The following is a 13,334-nucleotide window of genomic DNA, read 5'->3' as shown; positions in this document are numbered from 1 at the left end:
CTGTTTAGGCTCCCATAATCGTGTGTTGTGGCTCGTCGGCAGGCTCATCGGGTGGCCGCGGACGGATAGGAGGAGCAGGACCGGTCTTTCGCTGAACATTAAGAGTGACGTCAGCGGGTTGATGATATTTCCGAAACCGGAGTTCTTAAGCGCCACGACCAGACAGCACCGCACCCGCGGCTAAGGCAACTGCAAAGCCTTCATTGGCAGCAGGGATCGCCACCGAGCCGCTTCATCGAACAGGTCAGGGGACTCCGGAGAAGAGACTGTACCAGCCGTCCGGAGCTTCGACGATGGGCATCGGTCGGAATCGCCATGTCGCACTCACGAGATTAATGAAGAGCAGCCCACGAGGCTCGATCATGTGCAGCGCGGCCACCCGTTCTGCATGCCCGTCGTCCTGCGTCAGGCGGGCGTCGATCAGCAGGCCGTGGCGGTTCTCCATCAACTCGTGTCCGATGAAGCGCAGCTTTGTCTCCTTGCCTCTGCCCCTGCGGTACAGCCTGGCGTCTGGATCGGTGGTCGAAGCATGGATGTAGTTCGAGCGTTTCTGGCCATGAAAGTCCGCATCGGCATTGCGCCCGCCGCCTGGCGCCGGCGGCTCGCCGGAGCCGTCCTTCGGCTTGACGCTCTTCATCGGGGCCCAGGTCTCGATCAGCGTGCCATCGACCGAGAAATGATCGCTCGACAGAAGCCTATTCACCTTTGGGCTGCGGCAGCACCTTGGCCGCGATGTTGCCTTCCAGCAGCCGGTCGCGGTTCTTCGAGAACACCGAATGGTCCCAGACCGCGTCGTCAACGCCGATTGCCACGAACAGCGGAACAGCACATCGTATCCACCCGCTCTATCAAATGCCGCTCCGAGCGGAGCGAATAAAACTCCCACAACAGGATAGACCGCAGCAACTTTTTTGCCGGGATAGACGGTCGCCCAATCGGCGAATAGAGAGCGCAGCAAACTCGCGCTCCAGCGCCGACAGTCCGTCGTTCACAACCGTCGGGATCGCTCGTAGCGGATGATCACGCCGCACCCGCGCCTCCAGATCAACGTAGCTAAACAGCTCGTCGGTTCGATCGTCGCCGCCGCGCACGCACCGTCTCCGAATCCCGTCGGAGCCAATGAATCACGATCGCCGGTCGATGGTGAGTGCCTTTTTCAACGGCCTGCGAGATAGGGCCCGTTTTTGCGAACAGATCTCTATTGCATGCCGAATTTTCTGAGGCGCGAGGCTTGCCTTGATCAAGCACTTCTTGGTACGTCTCTGTCGGCTCGATCAATTGCAAACGCTAGCAGTTGACTGGCACGCAAAATGCAGATGTAAGGAAAGCCCGGCGCATTGAAGTTGAGCTTCATGCTAATCGTATTGCGAGATCCTAACTGGGCCGGAAATGCATTCATCGTCCGGCGCAAGTCGGTAAAATATTCGGCCGCTCGGGTGCGTGTAGCCGTGTTTGCGCGTTCACCGCTTCGTACGAGCATGTAATCTTGTGGCCTTCCCATAATCACGAGAGCCCTGATCCACGTCGAGGGCGTCGTGGCTAGTACAAGCTGTCGCAAATCCGACTTAAGTCGCAGTGCTTCAATTCGGTTGAGACTCATCAATCTCTTCCAAGTGCTTGTCTTGACGACTTAGTTTTCCCGAGGGCGCGGCTGGTACGACACTTGCTGTGCTCATTTCGTGCCTTGCAAAGTTCTCGGGGAAGCAGATGCTCAGCGTTCTTTACATCAATCGGGCTCCGGAGCTTGTCCGTACCGCCGCGCAACATCTCTCCAATCTCAGCGAGCAGCACGGCGGTGACCAGCATGAACGGCTTCGATCGGCTCGTGCTGAGAGGAGCGGTGGACTTGCGGGAATAGTTCGAGGGCGGCCGCGCGCTTCAAAGATCGCGTCTGCTCCGCCCCCCGGCTCGCTGCCGAACAGCTATGCGCCGCTGTTCGTGATACGGAAGAATTGATTGGCCATAGAGCTGACTCATCTTCGCTCGCAACCGGGTCATTGATGGTGGGAACAAGCAGCTGGAGCCGGGTATCAAGAAAATCTGCGTACCGCGGCGCAGGCGCCTGCCTAAGCCTTGAAGTCCCGATCTCGCCCCGCGCGCGATCGAACAATTGGCTGGTGCTTGCTGGGCGTAGCGGGAAGGCCAACAAGGCCAATCGACTTGCGACGAAATGTAGGGGAAGGCATTTCCCGCGCGATCCGCCACGATTTTATCGCCGACCGAAGCAATCTGGACACGGTAATGCATACTGGCCGGAATACGCCGGCGCCCCGATTTTTCCGATATCGGCAACGCGTGCATGTCTACCTGCGCCGACGGACCTTTCAAACCCTAGCTACCGCCACATTCGTGCGACTGCGTTGCGAGCTGGAGCATGTCAGAACCGCAACGAACCTCGTCTGAAACAGACCAAATCGAACGGCGCACAACGGCCTTTCGGCGCGTTCGCGTGAGGCGCCATATGAATCTCTTTAGCTTCGTCGAATGCGCTGATCAAACGCAATCTCTCAAAGCACTCACCTTCCCGGAGCCGCTTCGTCTACCGGGGTGTCCACCGCCTCTGGTAGCTACGAAGGTTCCGCCTGAGTGGTGCCGGCGCTATCTGGAACGCAAGTACTACGCCCTCGATCCGGTGGTCCGACGGACGCCGATGTTTGCGGGTCCGTTTCTATGGGACGAGCTCGCCAAAGGGCATCGATTGCAGGCATGTGAACAACGTGTACTACGGGAGGCGAGAGAGGCAGGCCTGAAGAATGGTGTCAGCGTGCCATTGTTTAGCCATCAGGGCGAATATCTGTGATATCATTCGCATCCCGCTTTGATTGTGCCGATCCTCAGAGGAATGTGAAGCATCTCAACGCGCTGGCCTGGCAATTCCATACTGCATTTGCGGAGATCGCGAGGCCCTCGGATAGTGGTCGAACAGAGTAAGCCTATCCGAGCGCGAGAAGGATTGCCTACGATGGGTGGCGGAGGGCAAATCCTCCTGGGAAATCGGGAAGATACTGAACGTGAGCGAGAATACGATCAATTTCCACATGAAGAACGCAGTACGCAAGCTCGGCACAGCGAACCGGACTCATGGTCTCGCAAAGGCGATTCGTCTAGGGCTCACTGAATTTGCCGAGCCTGCGTTGGCAACGCCGATGGTGGCCTAACTGGCGTCGCCTCCGCTCGCAGGACGCCGCCACACGAACGTCGCAAGCTGATCTGCGGAAGAAGCGAGCCGCGCGCTGGCGAAGTGACGGCAGGGAGCTCAACGTAGTTTTCGCGGCGACTAGGATCGCTAACGTGCGTTTCACAGTAAATCGGTCGCTCGCGGATAATCCAGGTCACACATCATCCAACCTTGCAGATCGCCTTGCAGCGTGCCTCGCAGGCATGACGGAACGTCCTCTGCTGTGATCACCGTACTTCAGGCCATCGGGGATTAAATGCGATAAGCTAGCAAGAAGCCCCAACCTCGCGGCGTTTGACCTGTTTACTGGCGCTGGATCAACGAAGCCGAAGCTTTTGCGCAGATCGGCAGTGACACACCTCGAACGTAGTTGTGGACCGGTCACACTGCGGCGCCCTCCCGCGTTCGGTGTCGCTCAGCACATAATCCGAGACGACCTGAACGGACATGAAATGCGTTAGAGCTGGCACTTCTAAAACATGGAGGCACCTAAGCGACCTTGCGCTCTTGAATTAATCAAGAAGGAGCCCCGACCCATAGGGCCGGGGCTCTCGATTGCTGTTTGGAGGTAAGGAGATCGTTACTTGAGAGCTACGGGCCAGATAAATTTGTAATTGACTCGCGCGGTCACGACGTCGAAATCTTGGCGGATGCGATCGTTCCCAAACGAGCCGCCACCGGCGGCGGTGAAGTTCACGTCGCTAGTCGGCATGAACACGTGGTCGTACTCGAGTCCAGCTGTCCAGTTGGGCGTCAAGTTGACCTCGAATCCGGCGCCAACGACGCCGCCCCAACGTGTGGTGTCCGCGCTCCCAAGCTGCGTGCCTGAAGCAACGGAGTTAACCTGATAGCTGCTGCCAACGATCGCAGTGCCCCCTTTCGCGTACAGCAGAACGTTGCTGACGGCATATCCGATCTGGCCAGTGATCAGGCCGAACGCATCGACCCTTGTCTGGTTCCTGTTGCTTGGAGAAGCAGTGCTGACATTGGAGCCGTTGAAATCGGTCCAGTTGCCCTGGCCTTCGACGCCAAGCACTGTCTGGCCGATCTGCCAGCGATAGCCGATCTGTCCACCCACCGTGCCGCCGCTTGCGTCGTGGGAGCCCTCAGGGGGCGTGCCTGCGAAATCCCACGAGTTATGGCTCGATCCCCAGCCGCCGTTGACACCAGCATAGAAGCCGCTCCAGTCGTAGAGTGCGAACGCGACCGGTGGGGCTGGCGCCTTGGTGTAAACGGGCTGTGGAGCGAGATCCGCAGCGATTGCAGGTGCCGCAGCGGTGATTGCGACGATGCTCGCAGTCATAAGCAACAAGTTCTTCATTTCGAGCTTCATTTCCTTTAGTGGCCCCCAGCCTCGCGCGTGATAGCAGCGCCAACGCGAATTGCTGTAACTGCGGCGCAACATTCGCTCTCAAAGAAACGACTTGATCCTGACGCTGCGTGAGGTTGTACGCTTGATTGTCGGAGAGCAATGAACGCATCGATCTGTACCAGACGCGCGCGCAAATTCCGACAATGCAGAAGGTGTCTGTGTGTCGAAGCTCGTTGATGAACGCCGGCCGCCCCCAATGCGGTTGCTTATGAATAAAGGATAGAGTGCGGCACGAGTGCATTTGGACCGGCAACGGCCACAAATGTGCTTTCCTCGAAGCTTTCGCATTCATCTGCGAGAGAATGGACCGGGGCGCGGCCGCGCAGTATTGCCAATCGGGCCATGGAGAGCTCCGCACTGTATTATCATGGCTTTAAGGTACCAAGGCGGCCGCGCGCTGAAACAATTCGCTGTACCGAGTCGGACTCATGTGGTGCTTTTCTGCGTGCGCAGCGGCGAACGTCAGAGTGCTTGCCTTTGGTTGCTTCGGGCATGATGGTGCCTGAAACGGAGCTGGGCCGCTCGCGAGCTTTCTAGTGCAACTTTGAGGCTGGCGATGGCCATTTCGGTCGGGTCCCCATTATCTATCTGATCCCTATGAGCGTACTTTGCGCCACGGGATGAGCATGCAGGCTTGTGGCTTGTACTGGTGGTACTGCTCCCGTACAGTTTGAGAAGATCTCGCTCGTCGAAGAAAATCCCGACAAAGATGTAGGTAGTGGTTACGGCCGCAAACAGTAAATGCCCGATTGTCATGACCGGCGCGACCCAGAAGGCGATGATAAAGCCGAGATAAAGGGGATGTCGCACGTATTTGTAGTATAGCGGCGTCCGGAACTGAGGTGCCGGTATGCCGCGACCCCTGAGTTTGGCGTAGACCTGACGCAGTCCGAACAATTCGAGATGATCGATAAGAAACGTGCTGGTAAACACGAGCGCCCAGCCAATGAATGATAGCGTCGCAACCATTACGAATATGTCGGGGTCCTCGACCCGCCAAACAATCGTGGTAAGCGGTCTCCACTGCCAGAATAGCAACATGAGGCATAGGCTCGTTATGAGCACGTAAGTACATCGTTCAATGCTGTTCGGAACATAACGCGTCCACCAATTCTTGAACCACTTGCGGGCCATGCCGGTGTGCTGCGTAGCGAACAGAGCCATCAACAAGAGATTTATGGAAAGGGAATGGATGACCGGCGCGCTGCGTCCGCTATCAATCGTCTTCGGCGCACCTATGCCATCGAAGCCGACCGCGTAGACAATCGTGAAAAGGGACATCGCGTAAGCCATCAAACCGTAGAGGAACGGGATAAATCGAGCCGATCGTATTTGGCAACCTGCTCGTCTCTTAGAGTTTATCTTGAGCATTGATCGACTCCGCTTTAAGGCGACGGCTCGCTCAAGGCGTGACGCACTGATGAGCCACGAGAATCATTTGAGCAAAGCCGCGTGGTGCTCCACATCCGTTGGAGATGCTGCCGATATGCGGCGCTAATCGGTGCCCGATGATCTTCATCACCAGCAGCGAGGCACTGAATGTACCGGACCGCTGAGCAATGCGGGCCAGGGCAAAGCCATGTCTGACTAGCCTCAGACCGGTATGGTGATGCACAGCTTTCATCGTGAACTCCTGTTGCTCCTTTTGCAGTTCGCTGCGAGCAACATCACTTTCAGGGCCTTCGTCATCAGCCGAGCAAATGGCATGCCGATCGCGGAGGAGGGCGCACCTCTTAGCTAACGCGAGAACGGGCGTGCCATCAGCGGCTCGAAAGTGGAAATACTGAAACTTGTGGGATTTTTGACACCACCGTAGTCACCGTGCAGTGCGGCCAAGATAGGCAACTATGTGACGCCAGCTACTCCTCCGCCGCGCTTGTGCGAGTCTTGAGGATAATGCGATCGAGAGCGCGAGTCGGTGCCGTAATACTTCGGACACGCTTCAAAATACAATGCGACGGTGGCTCGAGTAGGCATGTCCGGACTTCCAACGCCTCACCTGGTCGTCGCAATTGACACCGCTAGCCGCTCGGTAGTTCCGCCAGCTTTTCGAAACGATCATCACGGTCGATGACGCCCGCGGTGTGGCGGTGCGGCGAATGAGCATTGGGAGCGGAGAAGTCTCGCCGTGACGGAGGAGGCGCGGCAGTCGCTCGATTCGACTTGAGAAGAGGTCTGCCGGCCCTTTACGGTGATCGCACACGCTAATGGCGGCGAGACGCTCCTCGAGCAGCGTCTTGGGCGCTCCGGTCGCGGCAGTTCCGTGTTTAGGGGCCACTGGAAACAAAAAGACTGTTCGCCATGTGCGAGAGCCGCGGCTGGGAAGCACGCCGCGCATCCCAAACCTGCCCGTCAGCGATCCGTTCACATAAAGCGGCGATCGGAATAACGATTAGAGCGTGAATCGTCTTCTGATCCGCAGAAAGATTTTGCTCCTCAGAACGTCCAAAGCCTGAGAGGCGACGTTCAACTGCTATTAGTTGAGGAATGAGCTTGAAGTGACTAGCGCGTCAGGTTGTAGCCTGAAGGCAAATGGAGCATGCATTGGCGGCGTATCGAAGCGCGGTTGAGGTAGGAGTGAATTGTGTCTGAAGCGAACTCGCCCCGAGAGCAGATAAGTCATGGAAGGCCAACGCTATCCGTTCCCGACGATGATCCGTATCTCTGGCTGGAAGAGATAGAGGGGACGCAGGCGCTCGAATTTGTCGAGCAGCAAAATGGCAAAACTCTGGAGGTCTTTGGCGGAGCCTCATTCATGCAGGATCGCGACGAACTGGCTTCGATCTATGACCGGGCGGACAATATACCCTATGTCAGCCGGCACGGTGATCATCTCTACAACCTTTGGAAAGATGCAGACAATCCGAGGGGGCTCTGGCGGCGGACGACTTTAGCAGAGTTTCGAAAGTCGAAGCCGTCATGGGATGTTTTACTCGATGTGGATCGGCTCGCGGCCATTGAACGGAAGGACTGGCTTATAAGCTGGATCGCCATGCTGCCTGGTAGCTCGCAAGTGATACTCGCTCTGTCACTGGGCGGTAGCGATGCTGTGACACTGCGGGAGTTCGAACTGACTAAGAAGAGTTTTGTGCCTGATGGTTTTGTGCTCGATGAAGCGAAGGGTAGTGCCGCTTGGGTCGATCAGAATGCGCTGCTATTGTCCAGCGCCTATGGCGAGGGCATGGCGACATTGTCGGGCTATGCGCGGACCGTCCGATTGTGGCGCCGCGGTGAACCCATCGAACGAGCGCGCGTGGTGTTTGAGACGATCGCCGATCACACGGGCGTCAGCTGCAGAATCGATCGTACCGGCCAAGAGAAGCGGGTCTGGTTCACCGAACAGCTGAATTTCTTCAATTCCCACACATGGCTTGGAACCGAACAAGGGGCGCACATCAAGCTCGACCTTCCTACCGATATCCGGCTGGAGGCGCATCAGGATTGGCTAGCAGTGAAGCTCCGCTCGGCCGCGACAATCGAGGGAGTAATCTACCCGACAGATACCCTGCTCGGCATATCGCTGACGGCCTTTCTCGCTGGAAACCGCAATTTCTCGGTCCAATTTCTGGCAAACTCGCCGCGGCGAGCACTGCAGGGATTTTTCTGGGTCGATGGAAAGCTTGTCCTCTCCCTCCTCGACGAGCTGCGTCCGGTGTTCGAGATCTGCACGCCTTTTCCTACGACTTGGGGGCGCGAGCAGCTGAGCATGCTTCCCGATATGGGCCTCGTCAATGCCTGGCCGCTTGATCGCGATCCATCCGAGAGTAATGGTGACCTGCTCGCAAAGATCGAGGATCCCCTCACGCCCCCGTTACTGATGCTCCTGGAGCAAGGCGTCGCAAGTCCAGCCGTGCTGAAGGAGGCGCCCAAGACCTTTGTCGCTGATGGTCTGGTGGTCACCCAGCATGAGGCGATCTCGGTCGACGGTGAGCGCATTCCCTACGTCCAGACAGGACCGAAACAGGAGACTGGCGAGGCGCCCGTCCATATGAGCGGTTATGGTGGGTTCGGCATTTCAGTCAAGCCGTGCTATAATTCGGCGCTCGGCAAGCTGTGGCTCGAGCGTGGTGGTACAACGGTGCAGGCACATTTGCGCGGCGGCGGTGAGTTCGGCACACGATGGCACGATGCCGGACGGCTCGCCGGCAAGCGGCTCTCCCATGATGACTTCGCAAGCGTTGCGGCCGACCTTGTCCGCCGCGGCGTCACACAGGCAAAGCGGATCGCGGCCGAGGGCGGATCGAACGGCGGCATTCTCATCTGCAATATGCTGACGCGCTATCCTGAGCATTTCGGCGCTCTGTTCTGTACCATCCCGCTGATTGACATGCGCCGCTACACGAAGCTGCTTGCGGGCGCGAGTTGGATCGCGGAATTTGGCGACCCTGATAAGCTCGAAGAATGGGAATGGCTCAAGACCTATTCCGCCTACCATATTGCCAAGCCCGGGCAAGACTACCCGCCGATCCTGATTGCCACGACGCGGCGGGACGATCGGGTCCATCCCGGACACGCCCGCAAGATGGTCGCCAAGCTTCAGGGGATGGGCTATGAGGCTTATCTCTACGAGCCGGCCGCGGGCGGTCACGGCTATGGCAGGGACAATAAGGATCATGCCGGCTTTCAGGTGCTGGGCTTCCAGTTCCTGAAAAGCAAGATTGGCTGGTTGGACGGGAAGGCGTAAGTGAGCGTCGCCCCTACGATCTTGCAAACACGAGCCTGAAATTGCTGGCTGGATTTTAGGCGACGCAGACCAGCGCGGGGTCCGAAGCGAGCGTAGGCGTCTCGAGTTCACTGCTTTGGGAACGCTTGTTGGGCGTGCGTTCGTGCACTATCAGTGTGTACCGCCCAGATTTCTGCTTGGCAGTGGACATATGGCCAAGTGACAGAGCAGCTTCAGGTCGCCCCTAAGCTTCGAGTGAGGGCATCCGATGGGTTCAGGAGGTTTCGCGCATGCAACCCTGGCATGCTTGGCAGCTCCACTTCATCCCTGCTACATGTGTGCACGGAATGCCAACGGAGTTGTTATGCCCAAGACGCTGAACAAGAAGATTGTACGTCGCGAGTACACGAAGACGGATGTAAAGGAACTGCGCGCACACTCTAGGGCGAAGACACCCGTTACGAAGATCGCAAAACTTACAAACCGAACGGTTGGATCGCTGCGGCAGAAGGCACTAAAGTTAGGAATCCCGCTCGGACACCGCCGCTAGTCAGCGCGCCGTGTGGGTAAATGCACCGCGCGGGAAGCCCTCGAGATCGAGCGCATCGGCAGGAAGACGCTCAGCGTCTTCTGGTTCGGCCTCATGCACTCAGCGCGGTCATCATCTTCGCCGAGCTGGAGTTGCTCCTGCCGTGCAGTCCTTAATGCTTTGCTCGGCTGGTCGCCGCCGCAACCGCGCTCATCACGGAAGACAATCGTCGCCAGACGTCGGACGTCATCCCTACCGTTCGGGAGGCAATTTTAGAGGCTTCTTGCAACGCATACCGATAGGTGAAAGTCGTCGAATTTGCTTAAGTATTGAACCGACGCGTCACTGCTCGGCAGAAAAGTGGAGCATGTCACAGTCCGAGTCGGCCGTTTTCGGCGAGCGTTCGTACCGATCTCCCGCACAGCTTCGCATGCAGCTTATCCAATCTCCTTAGTCCCTCCTCGATTAGATTCATCGGAAGATAGCTAAAGCACGAGCGTACATGGTGGCCATTCCGTGGGCCATAATGACCGCCGTGCACCGAGGTGCACCTCGTGCTCGCAGCGCGCAGCCTCGATGAAAGTCTTAGCCTCAATTCCGGGGTTAAGCCGTACCCAAAACGAGAAACCTCCGCTTGGAAGGAAATATTCTGGTTCGCAAAAGCGGCTACCCTGCAGAAGCGTGTGCGCCGGCCATATCGGATCGAAAGCTCGGGTACCACAGGATACAGTAGGCTCAGGAACAACGAAATTTCCATGGCGTTCCACAGGCCGCTGTCATGACGCGCAAAATCGGCGACATCGAAGTACCTATCGACGATATCACGCGCATCCCAAAATCGGAGTTCCTAGATTGCATCCGCGTAGCGCTGGGTAAGGATGCGTAGACGAGATCTAAGGCGTCTACTGTCCAATGTGCGGGCGTTGTTAGCATATTGGCGCAATGCATCTTCCCAAACCCGAAGGCGAGATGCCGCCGTGACCAACCCGTCGACATCGAACTCTGTAGTAGAAGCGGTTGTCCTGGCCCATGAAAAACACAAGCCGGGTACTAGGGGGCGTGCATGGTTGATTCTGCGCTCAGAAAGTCATTGGCACATTGCTCGCGGATCCCGGTCTCGAAGCACCACAAGCCTTCAAACCATGTGAGCGGAGTTTGGCCGAACAGATCTTCAGGGTGCAGTAGCTCGACACCATGACTGAAGTGGCGGGACATCGGTAAACCTTGCGCATCGCTGGCGAGCCAAGCTCGCGCTTTATCTCGTATGGGCTCGGGCCAGGCGCTTTGTCCGATGGCTATGTCGAGCGCCCGGGCAAGGGGGGGGGCGTATCGAACGCGGCTTGCTCGATCCGCCTTAGTACAAGATTGTGGCCGCACGTCGTATGCCGGGCGTTGCATAGCGTGTCGTGCCGAATTGCCAGGCCACAGTTCTCACACAGATTACTGTCGGTGGCCGAATTGCATGCCGGACAATTCCCGGCTGCCAGCGAGTCCGCGACAAATTCATCGCAGTGCTCGCAATAGAGTTGGACACCCTCGCGGACTTGGACGTAACCGCTTGCATGCGGGATATTCTTTAGGACCGATAATCCTTCGATGATCCGGTCAATGTGCGCCTCCTCCTTGGCGGTGAACAGAACGATGTGACGGATCATGGCTGGCTCTGGGAGTGCTATTAGAGATGGGGCGCGCATAACTAGCTTGGGATCGTGCGCCGCGCAATGCAACTCTGCTGCATCGTTGCTTGATGATAAAATTGTGCGCTGTTGCACCCCGCACTCCGCAACTTACCTTGGCATGGGTGTTTCTTGATCAAGAGGAAGGGCCAAGCGCTCAATGGTCTGAATGTGACGCGCGAGCATGTTACAAGCTTGATCAAGGTTGCGCCCTCGCAAGGCCTGCAAGATGAGGCGGTGATCTTGGTTGGACCGTGGGCGCCAGCCGGCCGTCCGCGCCATCGCGAACACTAGCCTAGAGTTCGCAAGTTGTAGTTCATCAAGGCTGGCGAGCAGTCGCGGCATCGCACAGGGTGCAACCAGAGCGTAGTGAAAGGCCCGGTTGGCCATCTCAAAATCCTCAATGGTCTTGGCGTTGTCTCCTTCAAAGATGGCAAGTTCAATGCGTGCTAAGTGGACGGATGAGAGCTTTGGAGCTGCATTGCGTAGCGCGACCACCTCGAGCGCAGCACGCATCTCCGCGATCTCCTTGACCGAATTCGTATCGAGCGGAGCAACCCGCACGCCGCGGCGAGGCGCACTCACAACAAGATGTTGAGCCTCCAATTGTCGAAAAGCCTCGCGCACCGGGACGTGGCTCGAGTTGAATTCCCGTGCGACATGATCCTGCCGAAGTGGAGAGTCTGGCTGCAGCGCGCCGTTGATAATGCGCTCACCAATCGACTCGGCGATGCGTCCTGAAGTCGTTCTGTTCTCGCCCATCATAGATTATCTACTGGAAAAATGCGTGCGCCCCGATAACACATCGATTAGCATCGATCCAATGTCGCCGACGATGGATAATTTGCGCGATTATCTATGATTGCGGGCTCGATGCTTATGGACGTTTGTACAGGAGTTGACCAGAACGAAAGCTGCGAGCTCGCGCAGGTCGGCAGGAAATGGCAACGTGTCGAGGCCGAGGCGCTGTATGGTCAGCCTTTCGCTGAGTTGATGTTTCGATCGCAAAACGTTCACCGCAACAACTTCGATCAAAACCACGTCGAAACAGCTAGCCTGCTCAGCGTCAAGACGTGTGGCTGCCCGGAAGACTGCGGCTACTGCTCGCAGAGCGCGCACTACGAGACGGGGGTGAACGCGACCCGCCTGATGGATTGCAGCGATGTGGTCGCGAATGCGCAGCGCGCCAAGGAGGCAGGCGCGACCCGGTTCTGCATGGCTGCGGCTTGGCGAAGTCCGAAGGACCGCGATCTCGATCGGGTCTGCGAGATGGTTAGCGCCGTCAAAGAGCTTGGCCTGGAAACCTGCGTCACGCTCGGAATGCTGACGCCGAAACAGGCGACGCTGCTTTCCGAGGCGGGACTCGACTTCTACAATCACAACGTGGACACCTCGCCTGATTTTTACGGCAGGATCATCACTACCCGCACGCTGCAGGACCGTATTGATACGCTTAAGCACGTGCGCGAGGCGGGCATCAAGATCTGCTGCGGCGGCATTATCGGTATGGGCGAACGTGTTGAGGACCGCCTCGACATGCTCGTCCTGCTAGCCGACCTCCGAACACCTCCGGAAAGTGTGCCGATCAATCTTTGGAACGAGGTCAATGGGGTTCCTGTCATTGACGCCACGGAGGCTCCCGATCCGATCGCGCTGGTGCGTCTGGTCGCGATCGCCCGGATCATGATGCCGAAGAGTGTAATCCGGTTGTCCGCCGGGCGGCGTTCCATCAGCGACGAATTGCGCGCACTGTGCTTTTTTGGCAAGTGCGAATTCAATTCTTATCGGGGACGTGCCGTTGACGACTGAGAATCCGACAGCCGACCGCGACGCAAGGTTGCTGACCAAGCTCGGCATCACATCCGCCCTTGCCTGAACCGAACAGCAACGAGCGCGCTATGGACAGACCTCCAAGA

General features: G+C 57.6%; 8 protein-coding genes and 2 pseudogenes. 4 read left to right on the top strand and 6 right to left on the bottom strand.

The window, feature by feature from the left end; all coding sequences use genetic code 11:
• Positions 1–349: 349 nt before the first annotated feature.
• Positions 350–1,091: pseudogene (locus A7X65_RS26270) on the bottom strand (transposase); the annotation flags it as partial.
• A 1,283-nt stretch (positions 1,092–2,374) separates the two neighbouring features.
• Between A7X65_RS26270 and A7X65_RS43735 the strand changes: the two are divergent.
• Together A7X65_RS43735 and A7X65_RS43730 are read left to right on the top strand one after the other, a co-directional pair.
• Positions 2,375–2,800, top strand: a complete 426-nt coding sequence (locus A7X65_RS43735; protein ID WP_347336393.1) for an autoinducer binding domain-containing protein — start codon at positions 2,375–2,377, stop codon at positions 2,798–2,800.
• 166 nt (positions 2,801–2,966) lie between these two features.
• Positions 2,967–3,158 carry a LuxR C-terminal-related transcriptional regulator gene (locus tag A7X65_RS43730; RefSeq protein ID WP_347336392.1) on the top strand — a complete coding sequence of 64 codons (192 nt, stop codon included), beginning with the start codon at positions 2,967–2,969 and terminating at the stop codon, positions 3,156–3,158.
• A 600-nt stretch (positions 3,159–3,758) separates the two neighbouring features.
• Here the strand turns inward: A7X65_RS43730 and A7X65_RS26260 are convergent.
• The 3 genes from A7X65_RS26260 to A7X65_RS42075 all read right to left on the bottom strand — a co-directional run bounded on the left by A7X65_RS26260 (position 3,759) and on the right by A7X65_RS42075 (position 6,174).
• The gene (locus tag A7X65_RS26260; protein WP_063690840.1) at positions 3,759–4,499 is read right to left on the bottom strand and encodes an outer membrane protein; all 741 of its coding nucleotides are present in this window, start codon (positions 4,497–4,499) and stop codon (positions 3,759–3,761) included.
• Positions 4,500–5,012: 513 nt separating this feature from the next.
• Positions 5,013–5,921 carry a methanethiol S-methyltransferase gene (gene mddA / locus A7X65_RS26255; RefSeq protein ID WP_347336391.1) on the bottom strand — a complete coding sequence of 303 codons (909 nt, stop codon included), beginning with the start codon at positions 5,919–5,921 and terminating at the stop codon, positions 5,013–5,015.
• 31 nt (positions 5,922–5,952) lie between these two features.
• Positions 5,953–6,174, bottom strand: a complete 222-nt coding sequence (locus tag A7X65_RS42075) for a hypothetical protein (RefSeq protein ID WP_145669452.1) — start codon at positions 6,172–6,174, stop codon at positions 5,953–5,955.
• 960 nt (positions 6,175–7,134) lie between these two features.
• Between A7X65_RS42075 and A7X65_RS26250 the strand changes: the two genes are divergently transcribed.
• The gene (locus A7X65_RS26250; protein ID WP_245323851.1) at positions 7,135–9,234 is read left to right on the top strand and encodes a prolyl oligopeptidase family serine peptidase; all 2,100 of its coding nucleotides are present in this window, start codon (positions 7,135–7,137) and stop codon (positions 9,232–9,234) included.
• 1,803 nt (positions 9,235–11,037) lie between these two features.
• On the opposite strand, the gene A7X65_RS43330 is transcribed toward A7X65_RS26250, so the two are convergent.
• On the bottom strand, positions 11,038–11,397 hold the full coding sequence (locus A7X65_RS43330; RefSeq protein ID WP_245323849.1) for a class I tRNA ligase family protein: 360 nt from the start codon (positions 11,395–11,397) through the stop codon (positions 11,038–11,040).
• 132 nt (positions 11,398–11,529) lie between these two features.
• Positions 11,530–12,183, bottom strand: a complete 654-nt coding sequence (locus A7X65_RS26245; RefSeq protein ID WP_063690547.1) for a GntR family transcriptional regulator — start codon at positions 12,181–12,183, stop codon at positions 11,530–11,532.
• Between the two features lie 114 nt (positions 12,184–12,297).
• Here A7X65_RS26245 and bioB point away from each other — a divergent pair.
• Positions 12,298–13,294 (top strand): annotated as a pseudogene (gene bioB, locus A7X65_RS26240) (biotin synthase BioB).
• Positions 13,295–13,334 lie beyond the last annotated feature (40 nt).

It is taken from the genome of Bradyrhizobium stylosanthis (assembly GCF_001641335.1).
Lineage (GTDB): Bacteria > Pseudomonadota > Alphaproteobacteria > Rhizobiales > Xanthobacteraceae > Bradyrhizobium > Bradyrhizobium stylosanthis.
Note: the sequence above shows the minus strand (reverse complement) of the source record. Positions and strands in the feature narration are given on the sequence as shown.

Bases quoted from the DNA above. Each gene is read 5' to 3' on its own strand.
- A7X65_RS26260 (WP_063690840.1), bottom strand. From the start codon at position 4,499: ATGAAGAACTTGTTGCTTATGACTGCGAGCATCGTCGCAATCACCGCT.
- mddA (WP_347336391.1), bottom strand. From the start codon at position 5,921: ATGCTCAAGATAAACTCTAAGAGACGAGCAGGTTGCCAAATACGATCG.
- A7X65_RS43735 (WP_347336393.1), top strand. From the start codon at position 2,375: ATGTCAGAACCGCAACGAACCTCGTCTGAAACAGACCAAATCGAACGG.
- A7X65_RS43330 (WP_245323849.1), bottom strand. From the start codon at position 11,397: ATGATCCGTCACATCGTTCTGTTCACCGCCAAGGAGGAGGCGCACATT.
- A7X65_RS26245 (WP_063690547.1), bottom strand. From the start codon at position 12,183: ATGATGGGCGAGAACAGAACGACTTCAGGACGCATCGCCGAGTCGATT.
- A7X65_RS42075 (WP_145669452.1), bottom strand. From the start codon at position 6,174: ATGAAAGCTGTGCATCACCATACCGGTCTGAGGCTAGTCAGACATGGC.